21 protein-coding genes are annotated in these 25,340 nt (G+C 50.0%); 9 read left to right on the forward strand and 12 right to left on the reverse strand.

All coding sequences use genetic code 11. The annotated features are described in order from the left end of the window. Positions 1–135: 135 nt before the first annotated feature. On the forward strand, positions 136–2,619 hold the full coding sequence (locus tag AB3R30_RS23730) for a sensor domain-containing protein (protein WP_458651688.1): 2,484 nt from the start codon (positions 136–138) through the stop codon (positions 2,617–2,619). A 24-nt stretch (positions 2,620–2,643) separates the two neighbouring features. Here AB3R30_RS23730 and AB3R30_RS23735 read toward each other — a convergent pair whose 3' ends face one another. From AB3R30_RS23735 to AB3R30_RS23775, 9 genes are all read right to left on the reverse strand, one after another. Continuing rightward, on the reverse strand, positions 2,644–4,659 hold the full coding sequence (locus AB3R30_RS23735; RefSeq protein ID WP_458651689.1) for an ATP-binding protein: 2,016 nt from the start codon (positions 4,657–4,659) through the stop codon (positions 2,644–2,646). Positions 4,660–4,784: 125 nt separating this feature from the next. Next, a complete protein-coding gene (locus AB3R30_RS23740; protein ID WP_458651690.1) occupies positions 4,785–5,195 on the reverse strand; it encodes a sensor histidine kinase in 411 nt (136 codons plus the stop codon). Between the two features lie 9 nt (positions 5,196–5,204). Continuing rightward, on the reverse strand, positions 5,205–6,365 hold the full coding sequence (locus AB3R30_RS23745) for a GAF domain-containing sensor histidine kinase (RefSeq protein ID WP_458651691.1): 1,161 nt from the start codon (positions 6,363–6,365) through the stop codon (positions 5,205–5,207). Between the two features lie 44 nt (positions 6,366–6,409). Beyond that, a complete protein-coding gene (locus tag AB3R30_RS23750; protein WP_458651692.1) occupies positions 6,410–8,230 on the reverse strand; it encodes a GAF domain-containing protein in 1,821 nt (606 codons plus the stop codon). 645 nt (positions 8,231–8,875) lie between these two features. Beyond that, the gene (locus AB3R30_RS23755) at positions 8,876–10,267 is read right to left on the reverse strand and encodes an FAD-containing oxidoreductase (RefSeq protein ID WP_458651693.1); all 1,392 of its coding nucleotides are present in this window, start codon (positions 10,265–10,267) and stop codon (positions 8,876–8,878) included. Further along, the gene (locus AB3R30_RS23760; RefSeq protein WP_458651694.1) at positions 10,264–10,545 is read right to left on the reverse strand and encodes a hypothetical protein; all 282 of its coding nucleotides are present in this window, start codon (positions 10,543–10,545) and stop codon (positions 10,264–10,266) included. The genes AB3R30_RS23755 and AB3R30_RS23760 overlap by 4 nt, the downstream gene beginning before the upstream one ends. A gap of 237 nt (positions 10,546–10,782) precedes the next feature. Beyond that, entirely contained in the window at positions 10,783–11,532 is a 750-nt protein-coding gene (locus AB3R30_RS23765; RefSeq protein ID WP_458651695.1) for an SDR family NAD(P)-dependent oxidoreductase, read from the reverse strand. 117 nt (positions 11,533–11,649) lie between these two features. After that, positions 11,650–12,474, reverse strand: a complete 825-nt coding sequence (locus AB3R30_RS23770; protein ID WP_458651696.1) for an alpha/beta fold hydrolase — start codon at positions 12,472–12,474, stop codon at positions 11,650–11,652. Positions 12,475–12,485: 11 nt separating this feature from the next. Further along, positions 12,486–12,614 carry a hypothetical protein gene (locus AB3R30_RS23775; RefSeq protein ID WP_458651697.1) on the reverse strand — a complete coding sequence of 43 codons (129 nt, stop codon included), beginning with the start codon at positions 12,612–12,614 and terminating at the stop codon, positions 12,486–12,488. A 200-nt stretch (positions 12,615–12,814) separates the two neighbouring features. Here AB3R30_RS23775 and AB3R30_RS23780 point away from each other — a divergent pair, with 200 nt between their 5' ends. Then, on the forward strand, positions 12,815–13,750 hold the full coding sequence (locus tag AB3R30_RS23780) for an IS5 family transposase (protein ID WP_458651698.1): 936 nt from the start codon (positions 12,815–12,817) through the stop codon (positions 13,748–13,750). 537 nt (positions 13,751–14,287) lie between these two features. Then, complete coding sequence (locus tag AB3R30_RS23785; RefSeq protein ID WP_458651699.1) at positions 14,288–14,917, forward strand: GNAT family N-acetyltransferase; 630 nt, start codon at positions 14,288–14,290, stop codon at positions 14,915–14,917. A 208-nt stretch (positions 14,918–15,125) separates the two neighbouring features. Here AB3R30_RS23785 and AB3R30_RS23790 read toward each other — a convergent pair whose 3' ends face one another. Continuing rightward, positions 15,126–15,419: an endonuclease/exonuclease/phosphatase family protein gene (locus tag AB3R30_RS23790; protein ID WP_458651700.1), complete on the reverse strand. Its 294-nt coding sequence runs from the start codon at positions 15,417–15,419 to the stop codon at positions 15,126–15,128. On the opposite strand from AB3R30_RS23790, the gene AB3R30_RS23795 reads away from it, so the two are divergent. The 3 genes from AB3R30_RS23795 to AB3R30_RS23805 all read left to right on the forward strand — a co-directional run bounded on the left by AB3R30_RS23795 (position 15,400) and on the right by AB3R30_RS23805 (position 16,721). Further along, on the forward strand, positions 15,400–15,612 hold the full coding sequence (locus AB3R30_RS23795; RefSeq protein WP_458651701.1) for a thermonuclease family protein: 213 nt from the start codon (positions 15,400–15,402) through the stop codon (positions 15,610–15,612). The genes AB3R30_RS23790 and AB3R30_RS23795 overlap by 20 nt on opposite strands. A 69-nt stretch (positions 15,613–15,681) precedes the next feature. Further along, a complete protein-coding gene (locus AB3R30_RS23800; protein ID WP_458651702.1) occupies positions 15,682–16,284 on the forward strand; it encodes an Asp23/Gls24 family envelope stress response protein in 603 nt (200 codons plus the stop codon). 65 nt (positions 16,285–16,349) lie between these two features. Further along, positions 16,350–16,721 (forward strand): hypothetical protein, encoded by a 372-nt coding sequence (locus AB3R30_RS23805; RefSeq protein ID WP_458651703.1) that lies wholly within the window; start codon positions 16,350–16,352, stop codon positions 16,719–16,721. A 394-nt stretch (positions 16,722–17,115) separates the two neighbouring features. Here the strand turns inward: AB3R30_RS23805 and AB3R30_RS23810 are convergent, their stop codons facing one another. After that, on the reverse strand, positions 17,116–17,394 hold the full coding sequence (locus AB3R30_RS23810) for a hypothetical protein (protein WP_458651704.1): 279 nt from the start codon (positions 17,392–17,394) through the stop codon (positions 17,116–17,118). Between the two features lie 100 nt (positions 17,395–17,494). On the opposite strand from AB3R30_RS23810, the gene AB3R30_RS23815 reads away from it, so the two are divergent. Further along, entirely contained in the window at positions 17,495–17,956 is a 462-nt protein-coding gene (locus AB3R30_RS23815; RefSeq protein WP_458651705.1) for a transposase, read from the forward strand. Between the two features lie 81 nt (positions 17,957–18,037). Continuing rightward, the gene (locus AB3R30_RS23820; protein WP_458651706.1) at positions 18,038–18,640 is read left to right on the forward strand and encodes a hypothetical protein; all 603 of its coding nucleotides are present in this window, start codon (positions 18,038–18,040) and stop codon (positions 18,638–18,640) included. A 102-nt stretch (positions 18,641–18,742) separates the two neighbouring features. On the opposite strand, the gene AB3R30_RS23825 is transcribed toward AB3R30_RS23820, so the two are convergent. Next, positions 18,743–20,518 carry a protelomerase family protein gene (locus tag AB3R30_RS23825; protein ID WP_458651707.1) on the reverse strand — a complete coding sequence of 592 codons (1,776 nt, stop codon included), beginning with the start codon at positions 20,516–20,518 and terminating at the stop codon, positions 18,743–18,745. A gap of 300 nt (positions 20,519–20,818) precedes the next feature. Here AB3R30_RS23825 and AB3R30_RS23830 point away from each other — a divergent pair, with 300 nt between their 5' ends. Next, positions 20,819–24,358, forward strand: a complete 3,540-nt coding sequence (locus AB3R30_RS23830) for a DUF4132 domain-containing protein (protein WP_458651708.1) — start codon at positions 20,819–20,821, stop codon at positions 24,356–24,358. Positions 24,359–25,340 lie beyond the last annotated feature (982 nt).

The following is a 25,340-nucleotide window of genomic DNA, read 5'->3' on the forward strand; positions in this document are numbered from 1 at the left end:
TAGGGGGCAGGCATACGGGTTACTTGATGTTCTTCTTTCCCAATTGTATGTCTCAACACGAATTTGTAGAGCTATACAACTCGACCTCAGACTTTCACTCAAGACGACATCAACTTTTTAAAGTTGATCGTAAATGTGCTTGACAGTGCTATTTCCCGGCATCACTCGGAGTCCCGATTACATTTGATGGAGCGGGCGATCGCGGCTAGCAGTAACGGTGTGGTTCTAACAGATGCCAGTCAGCCAGATAATCCGCTGATTTACGTCAATCCGGCGTTTGAAACCATGACCGGATACAAGGCGGATGAAGTCATCGGTCAGAACTGTCGCTTTCTGCAAGGCGGCGATCGCGATCAGCCAGCGGTGGAAGAATTACGAACTGCCATTCAGGAACAGCGCGAGTGTCATGTTACCTTGCAAAACTACCGCAAAGACGGAACCCCTATATGGAATGAACTGCACATTGCGCCCGTGTTTGATGCAGAGAGATATTTAACTCACTTTGTCGGTATCCAAACAGACGTGACAGAGCGTAAACAAGCCGAAGCTGCCCTGTGTCAGCAAGAAGAACAGTATCGCCGGATTGTGGAGACAGCAACAGAGGGCATCTGGACGCTCGATCAAGACAGCAATACCAGTTATGTCAATCAACAGACGGCAACCATGATGGGCTACAGCACTGATGAAATGTTGGGCAAACCGTTGTTCGCTTTCATGGATGACGAAGGCATAGCGTTCGCTAACCTTTATCTAGAACGGCGGCGGCAAGGCATTCATGAAATGCATGACTTTAAATTCCGTCGCCAAAACGGAACGGAGCTATGGGCAATTCTCTCAACTGCCCCCCTGTTTGATCAGCAGGGAAACTATATCGGTGCCCTGGGAATGCTGACCGATGTAACGGATCGTAGACGAGCAGAGGTGGGTCTGCGAGAGAGTGAGCAACGCCTCAATGGAATTCTTGGTTCCCTTGAAGATGTCATATGGTCGATGTCCGCAACGACTCACGAGACACTCTACCTCAATCCTGCGGCTGAAAAAATCTACAATCGTTCAGTCACTGAATTTCTTGACGATCCTGATCTATGGATGAAGGTTGTTCACCCAGATGATCAGAAGCGAGTCCGGGTTGCAACTCAAGCCCTACGAAAGAAGCAGAGCAACGAATTGGAATATCGAATTATTCGACCTGACGGCACTGTGCGTTGGCTGTATGAGCGCCGTCGTGTAATTTGTGATCCGGCAGGTCAGGCAATTCGGATTGATGGCATTGCTACCGACATTACCGAACGCAAGTGGATGGAAGAGCGGCTAGTGCATGATGCTTCTCATGATGCCCTAACGGGTTTACCCAATCGTGTGCTGTTTATGGATCGACTCAAGCAAGCGATCGCGCGAGCAAAACGGCGTTCCAATCACCTGTTTGCCGTACTGTTTCTCGATCTAGATCGCTTCAAAGTGATTAACGATAGCTTGGGTCATTTGGTAGGGGATCAATTGCTAGTGGAGATCGCCCAACGCTTAGCCAGTTGCCTTAGCCCGGAGAATACAATTGCTCGATTAGGGGGAGATGAGTTTACGATTCTACTCGACCCCATTAAAAATACAAGCGATGCCGAAAAAGTGGCTGAACAAATTCACCAGGTTTTGAAACTGCCCTTCAACTTGAATGGGTATGAGGTATTCACAACGGCGAGTATTGGCATTACCTCCAGTGTGACTGGCTATGCTCAACCCGAAGAGGTGTTGCGTGATGCTGATGCGGCGCTCTATCACGCTAAAGAGCACGGTAAAGCTCGTTCTGCCCTATTTGATACAGCCATGTATAACCAAGCCATGTCGCTGTTGCAGTTAGAGATGGCTTTGCGATGGGCGATCGAACGGCAAGAGCTACGGGTTTATTATCAACCAATTGTTTCATTAACAACGGGCAGGATCATTGGATTTGAAGCGTTAGTGCGCTGGCTGCACCCAGAGCAAGGACTGGTTTCCCCAGCCCAATTTATTCCGGTGGCAGAAGAGACGGGACTGATTATTCCGATTGGGCAGTGGGTGTTGTACGAGTCTTGCCGACAGCTACGGCAGTGGCAGACCCAGTTTCCAACTGCCTCAACGCTAACCATCAGCGTTAACCTCTCTAGTAAACAGTTTTCACAGCCAAATTTAGTTGCTCAAGTTGAGCAGGTTCTCAAGGATACTGGTCTAAGTTCAAATCATCTAAAGCTAGAGATTACCGAGAGCGGCATCATGAATAATGCAGAGTCGGCGGCTTTGCTCCGTCAATTTCAGGCGCTTAAGGTGCATTTGTGCATTGATGATTTTGGCACTGGCTATTCTTCCTTGAGTCGCTTACGTCAGTTTCCTATTAACACTTTGAAGATCGATCGCTCCTTTGTCAGCACCATGCGGGAGGCGGTTGAAGATGCTGAGGTGGTTCAGGCAATTATCACGTTGGCTCATAACTTAGGTATGGATGTAGTCGCAGAAGGAATCGAAACAGCCGAGCAATTAGCCCATTTGAGACGGTTGCATTGCGAGCAAGGACAAGGATATTTCTTCTCTAAACCGCTGAATAGTCAAGCGGCGGAAACCCTACTCATAGCAGGTTTCCAGTGGTAAAACCTCAGATCCTATGCATTCATACTATTGATTCCTGACGACGGGTAGCTCAATGATAAATTCTGTACCGCTACTGGAATGGGTTTCAAACCAGAGGTTGCCCTGATGCTTGTGAACAATAATCCGGTAGCTAATGGATAAGCCTAGCCCCGTGCCTGAGCCAACGGGTTTGGTTGTAAAAAACGGATCGAACACTTTCGACTGGTACTTTAGTGGAATGCCTGAACCTGTGTCTTGAATACGGATTTGAACTCGATTGTTTGAAGACGCAGGGTTTGAAACAACGCAGGTGCTAATCGTAATTTGACCTGGGGTGGAACTGAAGGGAGCAACAGAATTCACAGCATCGATCGCATTACTCAGGAGATTGAGAAATACTTGATTAAGTTGTCCAGGGTAAGAGTCGATTAGTGGTAGGTCGCCATAGTGGCGAACCACTTGAATATGGGGTCTAAGCCGATGATTGAGCAGAAGGAGCGCGGCTTCGAGTCCTTCATGCACATCAACGAATTTCTTCTCAGCCTCATCCAAACGAGAAAAGTTGCGGAGCGTCAAGACAATTTGCCTGACGCGATCTGCTCCTGTCCGCATTGAACCCAAAATTTTCATCAAGTCGGACTGAATGAATGGCAGGTCAACTGCCGCAGCGAACTCAGCTACTTCATTGGGGGTGTCAAGGCAATGCACTTGGTAAAGGTTAATCAGCGTCAGCAATTGCTCAGTATATTGAGTCACGAATGGAATATTACCGTAGATAAAATTAATGGGATTATTCACCTCATGGGCAATGCCAGCAACCATTTGTCCCAAGCTGGACATTTTCTCACTCTGAATTAGCTGAGATTGAGTTTCATAAAGCTGCTTGAGCGTTTGAGCTAGTTGTTCAGCTTGTGTCTGGGCTTGCTGTGCCTGTTGTTGAGTTTGGGCATAAAACTGTCGATGCGAGATCGCGATCGCCAGTTGATTGGCGACGGCTTCCAGTGCCGCTTGCTCATCTTTAGTCCAGTTGCAAGGTTCTGGTTTCAAAGCAATCAGGTAGCCAAGCCGCTCTTGATACCACACGGGTACACTCAGCCAAGCTCCTACGTGTTGCTGTTGAAAGGTTGCTTGGCTTTGCCGATCAATATCATCAGATTGGGTATTGGCTACCACTACTATGTCCTGGCTCAACACACGTTGCCCGAAGGTGGCACCATAGGCTCTTAGTTCAATTTCTGTCTCAACTGCGATTACGGCTTCCTGGCGAGATGAATTCGGCTGCCCCAGTTGCTTCAGTTGACAAGATGGATGTTGAGACAACCCGTTATTAATCTCGACGTGATGAGTGACCTGAAGCAGGGTAGAACTTTGAGAAGCCGGGACTGCAAAATAAATCAGCGTTGCCTTGATTAAACTGAGTAATTCAGCCAGTGTTGTGTTAATTGTGATGTCCAGATCCAGAGATTTGCGAATCCGCTGGGCAAGGTGGTTCAACACCTGCTCTCGTTGTGCCTGATGTTGAGATTCGCTGTAGCGACGGGCATGATGCAGCGCGATCGCTGCCTGCTCAGCGACTAACTTTGCCAAATGCATTTCATCGGCTGTCCAGAGGCGGCAGGAAATCGTTTGCCCAACACAGGCGGTTCCTAGAAGTCGATTTTGATGAACGATAGGAATCATCAGCAAGGAATGCATTCCCGCTGTTTGCAGCAAGAGGCGTTCTGCTTCTGATATCTGCGCCACTGCCACATCCTGTACGATCCAAGGATTATGGCAATTCCGTGCACTTTGCTGTTCTAGCTCCAACCCTAAATGTAGAGTTAGCCCCACAGGTGCTTTCAGTATTTCCTGATCGGCTTGAATCCGACAAAAAGCGGCAGCTACAACCACCGTTTGAGTGTCCAGGTCATAGAGAATTAACTCAGCACAGTCTCCCTCTAAGGCACAACAAAGTTCTTGGGCAATGGTTTGATGGAGTTCACGCTCATCCAAAGAGGCGTGGATTCGACAAGTTACCTGATGCAGCAAGTGAACTGGATCAGCAAAATAGCTATCCTTCATTATAGATATACTTGTTTTTTCTATAAAGATTACTAATTCTGCACCCCTGTGGCATTTTGTCTGAAGCCGGAAACTTTGCAACCTATATTTTAGGGATCGAACGTCTTGCCAGTAGCTCCTTTAAATCAGCTCACTAAAGCAGAAATCTTGCTGCTTTCAGATGCGCCAGGATTGATGGGTAGCTTTATGGTAAAACGAATCTGTCCGGTCTCACATTCAGCTTGAATCGTTGCCCCCAAAAGCTTCACCCGTTTTTTGACCAACGCTAAGCCCAGTCCTGTCCCCCCATGCTTCCAGGGGTCGTTGTTGGGAATACGGTAGAACTTATCAAAAATCTGTTCGCATTCACTGGCAAGAATTTTCACACCAGAGTTACTTACGCTAAACTGCCAGTTGTCTTCAGTGACAGTCGTTTCAACCGTAATCTTCTCTCCAAGCGGGGTGTACTTGCAGGCGTTGTGCAGCAGTTCCGTCAAAACTTGTCTTAGATAAGAGACATCAGTGGTTAGGAGCGGTAAGTCTGAAGCAAAGTGCACTCTTAGCTGCTAATTCTGGTTTAGAGCACGTTCAGTAAAAGGTTCAATCATGGTGGGTAACCAGAGTTGAAAATCGATGGTCGTCGGCATTAACGGTTCTGTTTCCGCATCTAAGCGAGCTAAGTCGAGTAAGTCATTAACCAGTCCAATTTCTCGCTGGCATTCATCTTGAAGAATCTTGAAATAGCGAACGGCGGGACTCGATTCTATATCCAGCAACCCGGCTTGTTTCAACACAATTTCCAGCATATGAGTTGCCATTTTGATGCTGGACATAGGCGTGCGTAACTCATGAGACACTGTGCTCAAGAAATCATCTTTCAGTCGATTGAGTTTTTCTAGTTCTTCGACCTGTGCCTGAGCCGCTTGGTAAAGCCGAGCCTGCCTAAGCGCGATCGCACACTGATTGGCGACCTGCTGCACCAATCGGATTTCCAGCTCATTAAAACTACGGCTCTCCCCATGAGACAGCCACAAATCACCAATCACCCCCTGATCATCAAACATGGGACAAGTTAAGATGGCAGCACGATTCTGCGGGACTGAGGAAATTGCATCAGATGTGCCTTGGCAGAATTGCAGGTATTGACCTTGCAACAACTGGGGATATATGTCAGGAAAATCGACCATTTGCACCACTCGATTCTGACCTGTTATCGGCAAGTGTCCCTGTTCATACCAAATCGTAGAGGTGCCTCGCTCTAGGTTATAAAGGGCGGTATCGCAGTAATCCACCTGTAGTAGCTGGATCAACTCCTCAACAGCGGTGTGTAAAATCTGGCTTTCATCTAAGCTGTCTCGAACTTTATCAGTAATGCGCTTGAGTGCTGCCTCCAAAGCCAGTGCCTGTTGTAGTTGTACAGTACGCTCCTGAACTTGTTGCTCTAGTACCCTGTTGTTTTGCTGGACTTGTCCGAAGAGACTAGACTGTTGAATGGCGATCTCCACTTGAGTTGCCAAATGTTTCAGCAGATCAACTTCAAAATCCTCCCATGATCTCGAAGTGCTGCATTGATGAGCAATCAGCAACCCCCAAAGCTCTTCCCCCTGTAAGATTGGCACCACCAATTTTGATTTCACCCCAATCTGTCGTAGGGTGACTGCCAAACAGGGTGACATCTCATCAGTTTCAACATCTACAACCCGCCGGATGCGCCCCTGTTGGTACAATTGATGGCTGGCTTGAGGAAAAACTTCTTCTGGTAAAGGCTGATCTAAAAGCGCTTACAGTCTGCTGTAACTGCCTCCGTAATGACGCTACCAGTGCCATCCGCATGAATTTGATAGAGCAGCACCCGATCAGCTTGGAGAAGGTGTCGGACCTCCTGAACCGTTGTGTTGAGAATTTCTTCCAAGTTCAAAGACTGGCGAATCCGCTGCGTGACTTTCTCAATCAACCGCTCTCGCTCAACTTGATGCTTTAGGCTATCTTCTGCTTGCTGCCGCTGTACGATTTCTAGTTGGGCTTGCTGATACAGTTCAGATTTTTGAATGGCGATCGCGGCTTGAGTTGCCACCTGTTTAAGCAACTCAATCTCAATCGGCTGCCATTCCCGTGGCGTGTCGCACTGCTGAGCAACCAATAATCCCCACAACGCCTTCTCCTGAACAATCGGGACTGCTAAATTTGCTCTGACCTGAAACCCTGCTAGTAACTCAATATGGCAGGGAGTTAACCCAGCAGCATAAATATCTGCGACTGCCTGAACGCGCCCTTGTTGATAAAGCTGAAGATAAGTCTGGGCAAAGTAAGCGTCATGAATTTTGATACCTGTGAAAGACTTCCATTTTGTGCCAGTCGATTCTGCTACAACCTCACCACTTCCATCAGAATGTAGTTGGTAAATCAAGACCCGGTTGGTTTGCAACACTTGTCGAATTTCGGCAACCGTAGTGCTGAGCACCTCCTGCAAATCCAAAGAATGATGGATATGTTGAGTAATTGCTGCGATCAGTTGTTCATGTTCCGCCTGCTGACGTAGGACAGTTTCAGCCGCGATTCGTTCTTGAATTTCGCTTGCTAAGGCTGAGTTAGTATTTGCTAACTCAACTGTGCGTGCCTGAACCCGCCCTTCTAATTCGTCATAAGCTCGGTGTAACGCCGTTTCTGCTCGTTGCCGTAGGAGTTCAACCGCTGCTCTGGCGGCAAACACTTTGATAATAGCTTTCGCATTTTCTTCATTGCTCAACGGGCGATCGCCCACAATACACAGCACTCCCATAATGTGCTGATCTTTATCCAGCAAGGGTGCACCAACATAGCACTCACCCTTCAACACTTTTAATGGATCTGCCGTGGGAAACAATGCCTGAACTGGTCCGGGGTAGTAGCATAACGTCGCTTGATCGACCACACACCCGCATGGAGTCCCTGGTATCTCATAAACGAAATTTGCCCTTATTTGCTCTTTTGCCCAAAACGCTAGCGTTTTCAACACTTGAGGCTGCTGGTCAATAATTTCCGAAACTAAAACGTAAGGTACGTCTAAAGAAGTCGCTAGATTTTGCACCAGAGCTGGAAAAAACGCTTCTCCAGTCACAGAGGCGGTTCCAGTGACGATCGCTTGCAGCGTTTGTTCAGATTGTTGAAGCTCCTGATGAGCCAATTCGCTAATGGCGATTTGCGCTTGCAATTCTCGGTTAACGGCTTCTAATTCCCTTGGAGTTCGTAAAGCCAAAAATTCCGGCAGCAACTCGACCAACTTCAGGGCAGTGTAGCAAGAGACTAAAGCCGTCATGGCTTTCTCAATCCCGGAGAGCCAATAAGTCGGCTGCCAAAGAGTCCAGATTTCGAGTAAATGCCCTGTGCCGCACAGCAGAATAAAGGCTCCAAACAGCACAAAGATTTTTGGGAAAGGAGTGTCTCGGCGCTGCCGAATAAAGTAAAGCAGCATTGCTGGGATAGAAAAGTAAGCAATTGCAATCAGTAAATCGCTGACGATGTGCAAACCCACGAGCGGAGATTGCCACAGGTAGCAATGACCGTGGGGAATGTACTGGTTAGGCGAAAAGAGATTGTTAACGATTTCCCGCATAGCTTCTTCTGTTAAACCTATAAAGCAGAGTAACCAATCGGCTGGGGGGGCAAGGAATGTTTCCTGATGCCTGTAGAGGATTTACTTACACAAACCTCGGTTGCAACTTTGTTGTTCCCATAGAATTTTTTCTGAAGTAGAGAAACCCCTAAAGATACCTCTGCTTTAAGAGTGCCTAGATTACCAAACTAAGTGTTATTTGCTATACAAAATGCAAGAAAATGTTAGGCTGCTGCTGCGTGAGCGGAAAAGTGGCAGGAGTTTAACTGGGGTGTCGGGCCGCCAAGAGCTACACCCACTGAGCTAATTGAAGAAAGAGTGACAGTACCAACTTCCTCTCTCCAAATTTGTGTAAAAGCAATTTAACCAGCCTCTCCACAATTACGAGATTTTAACTGCTCTTCAACCTACTGCCAACACGACTAAACGAAGCGGCAGAACGCCTCTTACCCCTGCTTCACCTCACGAATCCTCAGGGCTAGGCGTTCTCGAACCTTGCCATAACTCTTTCGAATGAAGTCGGGCATTCGAGTCTAATCTCAGTCCAGTTCCTTCAGGATGTCAATATGAAACAATCGAATCTTTTACCTGCGATTGCAAACGCTCCTTATATTGCCTATGTCGGCATTGACTGGGCAGATGTAGTTATTTTGCAAGCAACGGAAGTGGCTGCATTTCGCCCAAAACTGTGGGAATAAGCTCAGACACCGTTGGATGAATGGGTACAGCCCCTTGCAGGGTGATGTAGGGCTGGTCGGCATTCATCATATCAAGCAGTCCGTGAACTGCCTCATCGCCACCCGTACCCAGGATTGCCGCACCGAGAATGCGCTGGGTTTCGGCATCGACCACGATTTTTATAAAGCCCTGGGTCTCACCCTTCTCGATCGCGCGACCAACTCGCATCATCGGTCTTGTGCCCATGAGCAGCGGACGACCGGAAGCTCGCGCCTGCGCCTCTGTCATGCCAACGCGTCCCAGTGGCGGATCGATATAGAGGGCATAACCGGGGATGCGATCGCTCACCCGTTTTGCAACACCGTCAAGTAGATTAGCAGCGACGATCTCAAAATCGTTGTAAGCCGTATGGGTGAATGCACCCCGACCATTGCAGTCGCCCAAGGCCCAAATACCAGGTACATTTGTGCGGAGCTGATCATCGACTGTGATATAGCCGTAGGTATCAGTTGTGACCCCAGCGAGATCGAGACCCAGATCGTCGGTGTTAGGCTGGCGTCCGACCGCAAGCAAAACATGGCTGCCAATCAGTTCGGGTTCCCCCTCGGTGCAGTCAACACGCACAGCCACTCCTTCAGGATGGGGCGCAAAGGCAATGCACTCAGACCTTGTGCGAATCTGCACCCCTTCGGCTTCGAGAATATCTTGGATTGCGGTAGACACATCCTCGTCCTCGTGAGCAACAAGGCGCGGGCCTTTTTCAACTACTGTGACCGCTGCACCAAAGCGGCGGTAAATCTGGGCAAACTCCAGCCCAATGTAGCTACCTCCCACCACCACTAAATGACGTGGGAGACTATCCAGCGCCAGCATAGAGGTATTGGTCAAATAATCAACCTCTTGCAGACCGGGCATCTCAGGCACCCGTGCCCGTCCCCCAACATTGATGAAAATTTGCGGTGCGGTGAGGAGATCGTCTCCGACCCGCAGCGTGTTTGCATCCTCGAAGCAAGCCTGCCCTTGGAACACCGCCAAACGTTCCATACTGCGAAGCCAAGCCTCAAGACCATTCCGAGAGTTTGCCGCAACGGCGTCAGCACGCGCCTTCACTCGCTTCATGTCAACATCGATTTCCCCCGCGATTATCACACCATAGTCGGCGGCGCGGCGAGCAAGATGAGCGGCATAGGCACTAGCGACCAGCGTTTTAGTGGGTGTGCAGCCCGTGTTGACACAGGTGCCGCCAAACAGATGTCTCTCAATCAGCGCTACCCTCATTCCCGCCGCAGTCAGCCGTCCGGCTAGCGGTGGGCCTGCCTGACCGGCACCAACAATCAGGGCATCAAAGGACTGACTCATCGCAACATCCCCACCACTGAAATTGCGCCGATGATGGCAATGGCATCTTCGATCAGCGCCGCCGGTAGGTCACGACCAAAGGCAGCGGCGAGCCGAGAACGCATCGCTGCACCACCTAACGTGCCAATCACAGCACCGATACTGCCTGCCACTAACCCGCCTAAGAGTGTGCCACCATTGACCCCTACCATGGCTCCCGAGAGCGCACCACTGACAAGGCGAGCCCCAAACTGAACAGGTACTTTGCGGCTGGGCGTGGAAGGTAGCTGGTCTGTCACAAATTCGCCCAAAGCCAGTACGGAGAGAATCCATGGCGTGAAGCGGTAGCCCATAAAAGCGAACCAGTTCCCGCCGAGATTGAGGTAACCCAGATAGGCTGCCCAACTCATTGCAGCGGGCGCAGTCATGGCGCGCAGACCCGCAATAATGCCGATAACCAGAGCAAGGAGATAAACCATCACACCCATTTAGATTTGTGCTATGCCACTATCGACAAACAACTAATGCCGTTCAAGCTACCGAAGACCACCCGTGATGTACAGCGTTTCACCCGTGATCCAGGCTGAATCAGAAGATGCGAAGAAGACGACCGCAGAGGCGATATCCTGTGGCTGTCCGATTCGACCCAGTGGGGTTAGCGCTTCAGTCTGTTTGCGACCTTCACTCTCGATAATCCCTGCGGTGTATGTACCCTCCGTTTCCACCATGCCAGGATTGATGGCATTGACGCGGATGTGGCGAGAACCCAACTCTTTGGCAAGCGACTTTGTGATGGCATCAACCGCTGCTTTGGTAGCGCTATAGACCGAGCCGTTCGCGGGTGCCAGAGTGCTAACAATTGAACTAATGTTGACAATGCTACCGCCCTCTTCGCCAAAGTGCTTCACGGCCTGCTGTGAGGTCAAAAGCAAGCCTAGCACATTCAGATCAAATTGCTTATGGAAATGTTCTTCAGTGATGCTTTCAAGCGGAGAAAATTCGTAGATGCCTGCATTATTGACCAGGATATCGAGCTTGCCAAAGGCTTGTTTCGTTTCAGCAAAAAGCTGTTGAATCTCTGCCTCTTTAGCAACATTTGCCTGCACTGCGATCGCCTTTCCACCTGTACTAACAATCTCGTCAACCACGCGATCAGCACCTGCTTTGCTAGATGCGTAGTTGACAACCACGGCTGCACCTTCGGCTGCCAGATGTTTGGCGATCGCGGCACCAATGCCTTTAGATGCCCCTGTCACGACTGCGATTTTTCCGTCTAGTTTTTTCATGGTTATGCGTGTTGTTGTAGTTGGAGCTTAACAGAGTTGTCTAAAACGGGTGCGAACATACGAGAATGCACCCCGTTCGGATCTTTAACTGTGATGTCTCATATCAGCGCCTTGGCATCAAGACTGGAGGAATTCCAACAAATCTGCATTGAGCTGCTCCTTACTTGTATCTCCCAGGCTATGCGACCCACCTGGGTAAATCTTCAACGTCGAATTCTTAACGAGCTTTGCAGACAGGAGAGCAGAAGCACCAATTGGCACGATCTGATCGTCATCGCCATGAATAATCAGCGTCGGCACATCAAACTTCTTCAAATCCTCTGTGAAATCTGTTTCCGAAAACGCCTTAATGCAGTCATAGGCATTTTTGTGTCCAGACATCATGCCCTGCATCCACCAAGAGTAGATTAGCCCTTGGGAGACTTTGGCATCAGGACGATTGAAGCTAAAGAATGGTCCGCTGGCAACATCCAAAAAGAACTGCGATCGATCAGCCAGATACGACGCACGAAAGCCGTCAAAGACTTCAATGGGCAGCCCGCCCGGATTCGCTTCTGTCTTGAGCATAATGGGTGGCACTGCACCCATCAGCACTGCTTTAGCGACACGCGATGTCCCGTGGCGTCCGATGAAGCGTGCCACTTCGCCGCCGCCAGTGGAGTGCCCGATCATCACCGCATCCTTAAGATTCAGCGCCTCAAAAAGCTCCGCCAGATCGTCGGCGTAGGTGTCCATCTCATTGCCGCTCCACGGTTGGCTCGATCGACCATGACCGCGACGATCGTGCGCGAGGCAACGATAACCGTGCGAGGCAAGAAAAAACATCTGCGATTCCCATGCATCTGCGCTCAGGGGCCAACCGTGGCTAAAGACGATGGGTTGTCCTGTGCCCCAATCCTTGTAGTAAATCTCCGTGCCGTCTTTGGTCGTGATGATGCTCATGTTTTCCTTGTTTATTTGGTGATTTTGATGCGTTCGTGGACTAAATGCTGCTTGGTGCGATCGCCCCGCCCATCTCTTTTTGCTGACATAAACAGGCTGACTTGATACAAAACACTAACAAGTAATCTTTGAAGGTACACTCCCCAGACACCAGACACCAGAGCCGTCTAAACTATGTCAACGTCAAATCTGGTAGATAAGCACTTACTTTCCTCAGAATTATCTGGCGATTCTACGGGATAATACCCTCTTTTTAAGGAATTAAAGGCGTTGTTGCACAAAAGAGGGGTTGCGGAAGGGAGAGAGATGGTAGGTTTTAATTACCACATCAAAAACTGCCATGAAAGCTCAATACCGCATCCGCAACTGGTCTGAGTATAACGCTGGACTTAAGCAACGGGGAAGTCTCACCTTTTGGATTAACGAAGCGGTGCTAGAGGGATGGATTGACCCATACTTGAGCGGTAAGCCCGGAGCGTCTGTCTACTATAGTGACTTGGCGATTATGACGATGGCAACGGTGAAAGCCGTGTATAGACTGGCGGGACGGCAATGTCAGGGATTTCTAGAATCCATTTTTGAATTGATGGACATTGAGTGGTCGGTGCCAGACCACAGCACGCTGTCGCGGCGAGTGGGTAAGCTTGCCATCGAGTTACCCGTGCTGCCGAAGAGCGGTGCCCGTCATGGGGTAGTCGATTCGACTGGGGTAAAAGTGTATGGGGAAGGAGAATGGAAAACCCGCCAACATGGAGTCAGCAAGCGCCGCACTTGGCGCAAGTTGCATCTAGGAGTAGATGAGGAAACAGGCGAAATCCTGGCAGCAGTGGTGACCACGAACGATAGGACCGATGGAGCAGTGCTAGCCGACATTCTCGATGGGATTGAGGATGAGATTGAGCAGGTATCGGCAGATGGAGCCTACGACCAACGCAAGTGCTACGATGGGATTCGAGAGCGCAAAGCCAGAGCCGCAATTCCGCCACGTAAAGGAGCCAAAATCTGGCAGCATGGCAACTCTAAAGCCGCGCGGTACAACCGGGACGAAAATCTCCGTCGCATCCGCAAAGGTGGGCGCAAAGCCTGGAAGCGAGAGAGCAATTACCATCGCCGCTCGTTGGCTGAAACCACGATGTTTCGTTTCAAAACGATCTTTGGCGGGAATCTTAATTCCCGTAAATTTGATAACCAGGCAGCAGAGCTATTTATCAAATGTGCTGCCTTAAATCGCATGATCCAGATCGCTAAACCCATTAGCTACGAGGTCAAGGTTTAATTCCCTGACCTTCTCAAGTCCAAGCTTGACTGTTTTCTCAATCATGCAACAAAGCCGGAATTAAACAGAAAATTCGCAGGTTAAGCCCGAGTTCTTGGGGTATTAACCTTCACATCTGATGGTTAATCCTGGAAATAAAGGATGTTATCGGTCATTTATGATGGATAACATCCTGAACCGCCTTGTCTGATTGGCGTATGGCAACGATTTATGTAAAAAAGGTCATATGCGCTGGACAAGTATCAATACTTACCAAAATCGCTAATCGGTCAGGCAACTCATCAATTTTACTAATAGGCTTGTAGAGTTTGAATAGTTGCGCCACGAGCAATGAGTCAACCACAGAATCAACATCGCAGGTGGGTAAACAGGTCAGGATTACGCTTGTAGCATGAGATTTTCTGTACTACTTGAGTCCAAGTGTAGTCCAATCAGGCTGTAGTAAGCTGCTGACGTAATTTGCATCAGCGTCTGGATTGGGAACCGGGTTTGCTGTAGAGACTCTTAACCGGTTCAGCAGCAGGAGTTTTAACTATTATGCCAGTAGAACATCTCAGTCCAGCCTATCGAATTCATACTGGACGACTGGTTCTGCGCTGTTGGAATCCAGGAGATGCATCGTTGTTATCAACCGCGATCGCCCAAAGTTTAGAGCATCTTAAAGTCTGGCTACTGTGGGCGCGTAAGGAACCCAAAGATTTGCAGCAGCGAGTAGGCTGGCTTAGGCAATCTCGTGGCGAGTTCGATTTGGGACAGAACTTTAACTATGGCATCTTCAATCTTGACGAAACCCAAGTGCTGGGAGCGATCGGTTTGCATACGGACAGCTACGACGATGCGCTAGAGATTGGGTACTGGATTGGTGCCCATCACATCAATCACGGGTTAGCAACCGAGGCGGCAGCGGCTTTGACTAAAGTTGCCTTTGAGGTGAACCAGGTCACGCGAGTAGAAATTCACTGCGCTCCAACCAACCTCGCAAGCGCAGCGGTTCCACGGAAATTGGGCTTTACTCATGAAGTAACCCTGCGGCAGCGAGAAGAAGATCATGAGGGATGCAAACGAGACTCGATGGTTTGGTCGCTGTTTGCCGAAGATTACCTAACGAGTAAAGCGGCAGCAGCCAGGGTTGAGGCATTTGACGCGATGGGGCAAAAAATTCTTTAATCTCTGCGGGTCAATTCCCCGCAGCAAGTTGCGTCCGGAGAATCCAGCGTCCGAAGGGTAAGGTTGAGCGGAATCGAGCTGCAAAGCGTGCGAGTGGAGCGAAGTGATACACCGTCCGCTTACTTTGTGGGAGAAGGGATTTAGGGATGAGGGAAAAAGATTTGTCACTCCATGGGAGGGCGTACATTTGTTCTTATCCCCAACCATCCTATAACGCTAGATCACTCCACAGCATTCGATGATCCGAATTGGCAGCTTGACTGGTTGTGCAATCCACAACCTGGATATCTGAACTGACAAAAATATGGTCGATCGACAATTTAACCAGAGCCGTCACCCATCGTGGATAATGCACATGGGTTGCCGCTTCAATCCAGGAAGGTTCTATACCAAACCCTAAGCGAGTATTGTGAAGTTTGGTACGACGAACGAACCGACTGTAATAGGGCGACCAGGGGGGCAGGTTGAGATCGCCTAGAAAAATGAGCGATAGGGAAGGCACGGAAGAAGAGAAACTGTTGAATTATGAACTCGTGCGGGCTGGAATGGCATATCACTATGCGAAATATAGCGATCGCTGCCCGAATGGAAGTGAGATTTTAGCGGATGCTGAGAAGGAAGCGCAATCTAAACGGGTGGGTGTGTGGGCTGGAGAGAATCAGAAGCCGTGGGATTTTCGGCGATCGCAGCGGTAATGAATAGGGTCATTCAAGCTCTGGCGAAAGTAACAGGGACTTCCAGGTTAGTAGTTTTGGGATTTAAAGATGGATTTATTGAAAAAGGCTTTAACTTTCCTCGGTTGGAGTTGGTTTGGATTTTTCGGACTGGTTGGACTGGTTGGGCTGTTCACTTCGGGTCTTAGTGGGCTAGGTATTCTCTTTTTGGCTTTAATTTTCTTACCTCCCCTTTGGAAAATCACAAGTCGATTTAACTGGTGGCAAAACTTGTTAGGCAGAGTCGCCGTGTTTATTTTTGCTCTCCTTCTGCTTGTGATGGGCGTTCCCACTCAAACCCAGTCCATTAAAGTCGCACCTGTACCCGTTCAGCCGAGTCCAACTCCAACTCCGTCTAGTCAACCCAAAACTGCGATCACTTCATCCCCTTCTCCATCCTCAGCCCCCCAAATAGTTGAGAAAAAGCCTGAGCCGACAGAACCAGTTAGCTCAGGAACTCCTTTGCCTGAAGTAAGTGTTGAACCTTCACCCGTTGCTACCATCGATTCCACCACTCCAATACGAGAATCGGCTAGCGGCAGTTGTGATTGTCCTTACGACACGGATAGTCGAGGGCGATCCTGTGGTAGACGTTCTGCTTACTCTAAACCAGGCGGTGCAGCCCCAATTTGCTACGTAGGAGATCGCCAGTAAATGTATTTTAAAAAGTTGACATCCCAATAATTGTCAAATCATGGTCGTTGAACGGTCGTTGAGCAATGAGTAAGCAAAGCCCATTTCACAAGTTACCCGAATGTGAGTGTTGTTTTAACAATACCCATAACCCTCATCTTTTCTGTGCGGTTCATCCCTATGGAGTGCAAGAAAGTAGTGAACAGTGTGTCGATTTTGAACCAGATCCGAACTTATTAAATGGGGAATGGTGGGAACCAGAGGAAGCCAGTTTTTATGGGAATGAGCTTGTCATTTCACCCTCGCAACGATGGAGCCGAGCGCAAAAGCTAGAACTGTTGCTGTGGCATCCTCTTTTTACGGGTCTGTGCCCTGAGTGTCGCAACCCATTTCCTCTCGATTCAGAGCCTGTTCACTGGGATTGCCCTGCGTGTGGATGGAAAGATGACACGGTGTAAATTGCACTTCAGGCAATTTTGTTTGGGTCTAACTTTCTGGTTTTAGCCTAAACCTCACCGGGTTGCAGTGGATTTCCTTGCGAGGATTTCTTGCCTTCTGCTGCTGTATGACATCCTTGACCAAACCGTTGAGTGTTGACCCCTTAAAAAAAACTTGTCCTTGTAACAGCCGATCGCTCCAGCGGTGGGTTCAGCATAGAGCAGATTGCATCGATGCCCACGACTGTTAAGCCAACTGTCCACGACTTCCTTAATGGGAGACATTTTTAGATGAGTGAAAAGCTCTTCTGAGAAATTGGGATAGCCATTGATATTCTCCGCCACAAATTCATTGGGCGTAAATCCACTACGCTGACCATCAGCAAATTATGGTGCTGACCTTGGGTGTGGTCAATCACAACCAACAACCGTTGTCCTCGCTCAAAGTGGTGCTTGAGCCAATACTTACAATTGGAATCCATATCCCTTTGATACTCAATTGCGGCAGTATCAGAAACCGTTGCAAGTTACGACGACGACTCTCAAATTGAATCGGTTGAGCAAACAGGGTTGCTAACCGTTCGAGCGAGACTTGGCGTTCTTTCTGCAACAACTCGACCAACATTTGAAGGGTAATCACATGAATCTGGGACAGTTGGGCTGATAGACAAGCTTGGTAGAATAGAGGCAACATACTGAGACTGCCCAAGAGTACGACGGTTGAGCAATTTCCCAATGCTGGGTATACCCGTCTTGATGAGTTACCCCAGTTTCCAGGCATTGCGGTTCATGAAGTGCAAGTCACCCAACAGCAGGGTTTTGGTCGCTTCAATTTGGTCACGCGATGGAAGCGAGTGTACCGTCAGGGTAAAGCGAATCAAGTCTGGTATCTGCTCACCAACCTTGAGAGTCTTGAAGCGGCTTTGGAGTGTTACCCCAAAAGGTTCTCCATTGAACCCATGTTTCGAGATTTTAAGTCAGGCGGCTACCACTTGGAAGATACTCAACTTACAGGTCAACGGTTCTTGGCGATTGTGCTGTTGATCGCCATCGCTTACACTCTGGCAACGGGTCACGGTAAGCAGATTCGTCGTAAGCAAGTCCAGCATTATGTGGGTCGAGTTCCCGAAACCGGACGCGCTCAAAAACGACACAGTGATTTCTCGATTGGATTGTATGGTCGTTTTAAACCCCAAAAGCGGGTCTTTTTCTTGCGAGGATTAAGGGCTATGAGCTTGATTCAGTCTTCCTTCTAGCCTTGTTGTCACCCCGAAAGTAAGTTTTTTCCCTTACGGCTAGAACAAGCCGATTCCTTAGAAGGTGGAAGTTGTTGTGCAGTGATCAAAGCGAGACGAGCCACGATTGAGTTAGGGGATAGAACCCTGCAAGTGTTCCAACTTCCCGATGGAGAGTATGGTCTCAGCCAGACGCAGGTGGGCGAGTTGCCGGGGAAAGACGAGAACTACGTCCGTAAATTTTTAGGCTCCAAATCGCCAGAAGCATTGCCCTACAAAGACTTCACACCCGTAAAACTGCCTGTTGAAGGAGAGCGAACCCGCATTAACCTGATTCCAATTGATCTCGCGATCGCCTTCTGGACGAAGGAAGCCACCGCAGGGAATGCAGAGGCAGCTCGGTTATTGGGAGCTTGCGCGGTCGAGTCCATTGAACGGCGGGCAGACAAAGCCTTTGGCGTTCAACGGACAGAAGAAGAGCAGAACCAACGGTTGGTGGCAACTTTCCAACGGCTAGGAGACTATTTCCCTAGTGGACGGGATCTCATTTCGTTGCCTGCCGCCACCACACCCTGGAATCTGGATGAATACCACGCGATCGCCCCGTTGCTATCCAGGGATTTCAAGTATGGAATTCCAGGGCAGACTCATGGGGATATTGTGCGTCAGGCAATCCTGCTGGCTGCTCGAACCCAGGACTGGTGATGATTTCCAACCACCGCAGCAGCTACCCAACAACCACCGTTAAAACTATCAGCAACAGTTTGTTATCGATACAAAGTGGAGAAGCTAGAGAAAGGCATCTCATTAAATTGAAATGATATGGGTGATTGGTTTTTTTCCTCTGTGCCTGAGATTGTGTCGTTCTGCTTCAATTTGGTGATGTTGATGGTGGTGGTCAATTTCATCCCTCCTGGCTTGCAGAATGTGTTCAATTTTTCGTTGGCTTTTGACAAATGATTTCAGTACATTGATCGTAATTGCCCACTTCTGGTCATGCGGTAGTTCGGGGATGCTATTGTGCTTAACAATTGCATCAATTGCCCGATTGATAATTTCATCGGTTTCCGTTGACCGCATCCTGCGCTTTGGCTGTGGCTCATCGTCTGATGTTTGCTCATCCACCTGTTGAGGTTTCATCTCCTTGAAACCAGGCGGTTTAGGGGCTGTAAACCGGGGTGCGATGGGTTGAGCTTGGGCAGGTTGAATTTGCATTTGAACTTGAATGAACTGAGTCATCACATCCACCAGCTTGTCGATCTTCATCTCCAACCCACCGACTACCGTTGCCTGTTCTAACGATCGCTCCTCTGGTTTGACATCTGGCTCTTGTTCAACGGTGTGGTCGCTTTCCTGCCCCTGTTCCTCTATTTCTTCCGTTTCAATCGAGATCCCTGACTCTTCTCGCTCCGCTTCCAACCGCTCCTTCACCCACCCCAGTAGAAGTCCCACTTTTTCCGGCTGGGGTAACTCCCCATCCAACCCCAACCGTTCAAAAATGTCATGGAGCAACGATTTATCGTCTTGCCACACGCGGACGGATGATGCCAGCTTTCTGCTTTTCTTCGATGGCAAGTCTTCCAATAGTTCGACTACTTCATCGACCTTAAATGCTTCAATCACCTCAATGCCTCCAACCCCTAGTTTGATGCCCTTGCGCTTGCCCCCATAGTTCGCGATCACCTTATCAGCAATTTCGTAATCCGAGTAATGCCTGGAAGCTGCAAGCGATCGCCTCAATTCCGGATTGTTTTCATCGAGCACCGCAAAGTGCCCTTGAATATGTGCCTTAAATTCAGTTTCATTGACTCGTGGGGGACAGTACCAGAAGGTCGAGATCGTAGCGTAGATACTTCTGAAGAGATGGGTATAGAGATTATCTTTCCCCTCCCTGACTGGCACCAACTGGGCAAAGTGGCGATCGCACGCTCTAGCCACTGCCTGCCCATACTTACTATTAACAGCCTGCGGCGATAACCCTTGAGCCTCCGGCAATTCGTGTCTGACCTTTTCCAATGCCTTACAAGCCTTCTTTGCGGTGGTCAACGTTGGGATTTCAAAACTGAGGATTTGGGTTTCCCCCCGTCGTTTGAGTGCCCCTGTAAAGGTGACACTCCACTGCGTCTTGGGCACAAACTCTGCGGTTGAGAGGATTTCAGAACTGCGTCTACCCGTCAACACCGATAAACCTGCTGCCACATCCGCCCACTCTGGGGAGTCCAGTAGTCTGACCGCCTGAGCCACAATCGCATCCGGATTGTCGAGGAATTGCACCTGTTCATTGCGATCGCTCACCACCCCTTGCTTCTCATGATTAATTTGGACATATTCCTCAGTCGAAAACCGCATAGACTCCAATGCAAAATGGTCTTCTCCGAACTGGTCTTTAATGACCCTGCGCGTTCTATCCATCAGGGACTGCTGCTGTTTGAGCGTCCGCAGCCCATGCTGTGCCCACTGTTGTTTCATCCAATCCGCCCATTTTTTCGCATCCTGCCTGCCTGTGGGCGTATTTTCCAGGCGTGAGATCGTGGGCAAATAATCGTTATTAATGAGATGTTCGAGCCAAGAGCGTTTACCCATGAGGGAGAGTCTCAACGTCTAATTTCTACCACCATTCTACCCATATCCATACTCAAACGCAACTTATTTATCCAATTCATTTAGTTTTTTTCCAAGCACTGACTCATCCTCCATTTTTCCTATCTCTACATCAGTTCTCTCCAACACTTACTGCCTCCTCTTACCTCCTCTTACCTCCTCTTACCTCCTCTTACCTCCTCTTACCTCCTCTTAACTGCCTAACCTGAAACAACAACTCTAGAACACGACCGATAACGAATTAGCAATAGTTAGAGACAAGGCTAGGAGGCAGCCGTTAGGGTGGAACAACACATACCCTATGGGGCTGACACAACGATGGTTCAAGAGGCAGATTCGGGCAGCACGATCGCGGTATCAGAGCAGTCGATCCAACTGATCCTGCAAGATTTTGAGCGGTATCAAGCACCGATTCCCCAGGCAATTTTGAAGTATCTGGTTGAGGGTGGGGATGCTGCTGTTTTGCAGCAGTTGCAAGAGCGCTTCATCATGTTGGATGAGCGTAGTTCGCCCCACACTTGGTATCAAGCACCGTCCTATGGTTTGCGATCGCAACTGCTGCACAGCCTGACAACTCAGGACATTGAGTTCTACGATCGGCTGACCCGCGCCTACGAGATCGAGACTGAAAATCTGAAATGGCACAGATCCCCGGTGGAGGGCTGGTTGGCGTTGTTTCTGATCTGTCTTGTTGATCTGAGTCAACTCAGGTTTGCTCTGGAACCAATTGCCCTACCGTCTGTCGTTACCGCCCAGGTGATTGAGTCTTTGTTGCGGCGGCGGGGAGAAGCCCCAGACACGCTGGTTCGCTGGGTGTTTCTAGCGGATGTGCATGAGGAGGGCACACAGATGGCGGTGCGATTAGCCTGGATCGGGGTCAATTTGCCGCAATTCAGCGCCTACAGCCTCCAGTACGAGAGCGTGATCCGCGCCGCGCTGGAGCATCCAGACTTGGAGCAACGCCTTCATGCTCTGGATATGCTGACCGTCTCTCAGATGTCCCCAGTTCCGGTGGCGGCTCTACTGGTCGATCGCGCCACCGGGAGTTCTAAGCAGGAACGCACCGCTGCCCTGAGGGTGCTACAGCGAGAGCCGATCGCGGTCGTTCCCTTTGTCGAAGCGAAAGCCCAAACGGGGCGAACCGCTGAACGGGCACATGCCATCAGACTTCTGGGCGAGTTGATCGGCGCAGAGTCGCGTCTCTTTTTGGAAGCACGGCTGGAAATTGAACAGACGGCAACGGTGCGAGATGCCATTCAGCAGGCATTGCAGGATCTGGACAGCCTGAGTGCACCGGAACCAGAAATCCTGTTATCCCCCTTGCCTGGGGTGGAACTGGCGAACCCTTTGCCTGCGATCGTGGGCGAGGTAATCCACACTCTGCTGCATCATTGCTACGAGTTAGCCCAGGCAAAGTACGACGCGACGGAGTGTCAGCGTTACCCGGAGATTCCCCAGCCGCAACCGCCCTCGGATGATTGGGTTGATCGCGTGTTTCAGTGCCTTCAGTTTGGTACAGCTGAGGAGTGTCTGGCGATCGTTCCGATTTACCACTACCTGATTCATCCCCAAATAGAGGCTCAGTTTCGCCAACTGCTCCAAATCCCGCAGCTAGACCTGATCCAGGTAACTCGCCTGCTCCTGCTCCTGCAACTGATGTCGATCGAATCCGAGACAGTTCCCAATGCCGTAATCCCCCAGGCGTGGTACTGGAAGGAGTGGGAGATCAACGCCGATCTACAGCACTGGTGTCAACACCGTTGCCCCGATAGCAGCCTGCGCTATCTGGCGGCGGGGCTGGAAGTGCTGGGCATTCCGGGAGAGGTGATCGCCTGGAAAATGTTGAACCGGGAGGAGATGCCGTTCTGGGGCTGGGGCGATCGGGCGATTTGGGAATACTTCGCTGAGCGCCTGCCGATTTTGGACTTGCTGTGGGGGCTGGCTCCCTTTCCTCAGCTTTACTACATCCACGAGCAATCGGCTCGACGGCAGCTTTTCAGGATTCTAGAGAAGTTTCCCCAGCTACCGACTCGGTTTGTGCCGCCTCTGTGGGAGGTGGCGCTGAACGGGCTGCAAGTCGAAATGCCTCTGGCTCAGCGCTGCCTAGATCGTCGTCCCGGAACCCAGGAACATCTGCATCAACTGATCGACCACAGCGATCCAGCCGTGCAGATCACCGCAATCCATTGGCTGACCCGCCTTCAGGATCGCACGGTCATTCCTCAACTTCAGGCTGCCCTGCTTCGTCGCACCACTGGAGCGGTGCGAGATGCGCTACTGCGATCGCTGGAGAAACTGGGCGCTGCGATCGAAGAGTTTCTCAATCGATCCCACCTGCTGCAAGAAGCTCAAGACGGATTGCGAAAAGCCCGTCCTAAAGCACTAGCCTGGTTCCCATTTTCGTTGCTTCCCCCGGTTCACTGGCAGGACACAGGCGAACCCGTCGATCGCCAAATCCTGACCTGGTTTATTGTGCAGAGCTATCAGCAGAAAAACCCGGAACCCAGCCCCCTGCTAAGGCAATACGCCAAACTTTGGCAATCCGACGATCGCCAGCAGTTTGGGCAATTTGTCCTGGAAAGCTGGATCAATCAGGATACCCAGGTTACGAGCGCCACCAAAGAGAAAGGCGTGTTGGCAGTAGCGGGAGCCTGTGGCGGGGCAGCGATGGTTCCTGTGATCAATCGCTACCTGAAAACCTACTTCGGCAATCGCCTAGCCCAGTGTCTCGCCTTAGTGCAAATGCTGACATGGAGCAATGATTCTGCGGCAATTCAGTTGTTGCTGGCGATCGCCAACCGCTTTCGCACCCAGAAAATTCAGGAAGCCGCCCAGCAGTGTGTGCAACAGTTGGCAGAGCGGCAAGGCTGGACGCTGTCAGATCTGGGCGATCGCACCATTCCCTGGTGTGGGCTGGCGGAGGATGGATCGCTGCTGCTGAACTATGGCGCTCGCCAGTTCATGGCTTGTTTAGATAGGGAATGCAAGCTGATTTTGACCGATCACAGTGGCAAAGTGCTGAAATCCCTGCCTACCGCCCACAAAGATGACAATGCGGAACAAGTGAAAGCCGCCAAACAACAGTGGGCAGCTACCAAAAAGCAAGTGGATCTCGTGCGATCGCAGCAGCAAGTCCGCCTCTACGAAGCCCTCTGCACTCAGCGAAGCTGGACGTTTGCCGATTGGGAACTATTTTTGCGTGTTCATCCGATCTGCGGGCGCTTGTGCCAAAAGGTGATCTGGGCAGGGTTCACCGACCACTCAACCCAGCCAATCCAAACTTTTCGACCGCAAGCAGATCAGATGATCGTGGATGTTGAGGGAAATTTGATTACCCTGTCTCCAACGGCGATCGTGCGGCTGGCTCAGGCAACTTTACTGGCTCCGGAATTAATCCAGGCATGGCAGCAGCACCTAACCGCCGCCCAAATCAACCCGCTATTTGAACGCTGGACAGCCGTGTATGCTCCCCCCGCTGCCAGCCAGCAAATTATAGCTATCAGTGATTTTGCCGGACGATCCCTCGATCAACATCCACTTCGCCATCAAGCGATGCAGCTTGGCTATCTGCCCCACAGCGAAGACTTTGAACACGGCTGGACAGTAGAATATCGCAAGCAGTTTGAGAGCCTGAATCTCTCAGCCGTTATCGCCTGTTCCGGTCATCCCCCCGTAAACCAAGACGATTTTAAGGTGCAGCTTGGAGATTTATTTTTCCTTCAGCAAGAACGGCAACTGTCGCTGGCTGAAGTGCCATCCGTTTTGCTAAGTATTGTTTGGAGCGAGATTCACACGATCTCAGGTAAAGGTATGCCCTGGTAGACTTAGTAATAAATTCTGCAACACCTGTAGTGTAGGCTAGGAGTCTACGCGGGCAAAATACTCACCTTACAGTTGCATAACTTTCTATTCGTTGCACTAGCTTAGGCAAGCGAGTCTACTATCTTGACTGAAACTGTCAGAACTGGGTACTCGACTTGAGGGCAGAAGTCCCTACTTGATAGACTGGCTATTGCCTCCAACCTTTGCCCAGCAAACTCTTTCAGGACTTACGCAAGAGTCATTTGAACAGATGGATGTTTGAGTTGGGCAATCAGATAATCTGAGAGCATTCCCTGCTTGATATAAATAAACCGTTTTCCCTGCTTGGTAAGCGATTCTCCAAAGGAGAGGCTTCGCCAATGCTTGGAGGCGACCCCAAACAAGTCAGGCACACGCAATATGATTGCGCTGAATCCGCGCTTTGCCGCATTGACACACTTCCACGCCAGTCCACTGCTTGAGTTCGCGGTGAAACTCTACCCTACGGGAAGCAAGCATCTATAATCTTCCAACGGATGCCACACGCATCTTGTACCGCATCCGTAGAAGCTTGAGATAAGTCGTTGGTCACGACAAACTCCGCCGGAGTTGGTAGAAACAGTAACCCGGAATAGTTTTACCTTCTTGTCTTGAGGAAACCCACGCAGTTTGATGAGCTTGTCTTGCTCTAACTCTTGGTCGCTCCAGACCAGTTTATCTAGGCGCTGATAGGGCGTGGTGCTGTCACTATCATCCACGCGCCGATTCGTTTTGAGCGGACAGTAGTACACCTTCCTCAGTTGATCAATCTGCGCCTAAGCCTTCGGCACGCTACGCGAACAGTTTCTGAGTCGCATAACCAGCTATCCATCAACACCCTTGTAAAGGGTAACTGCTTGCTTATACATCACTCCATTGAGTATTTGATACCAAATTAAATTTGAGTAGATACAGATCAGATAAACTGAAGGATAGAGAGATGAGGTCTACCAATGGCTGGAGT

The sequence above is a fragment of the Sivoneniella epilithica UHCC 1019 genome, from assembly GCF_040830845.1.
Lineage (GTDB): Bacteria > Cyanobacteriota > Cyanobacteriia > Leptolyngbyales > Leptolyngbyaceae > ULC077BIN1.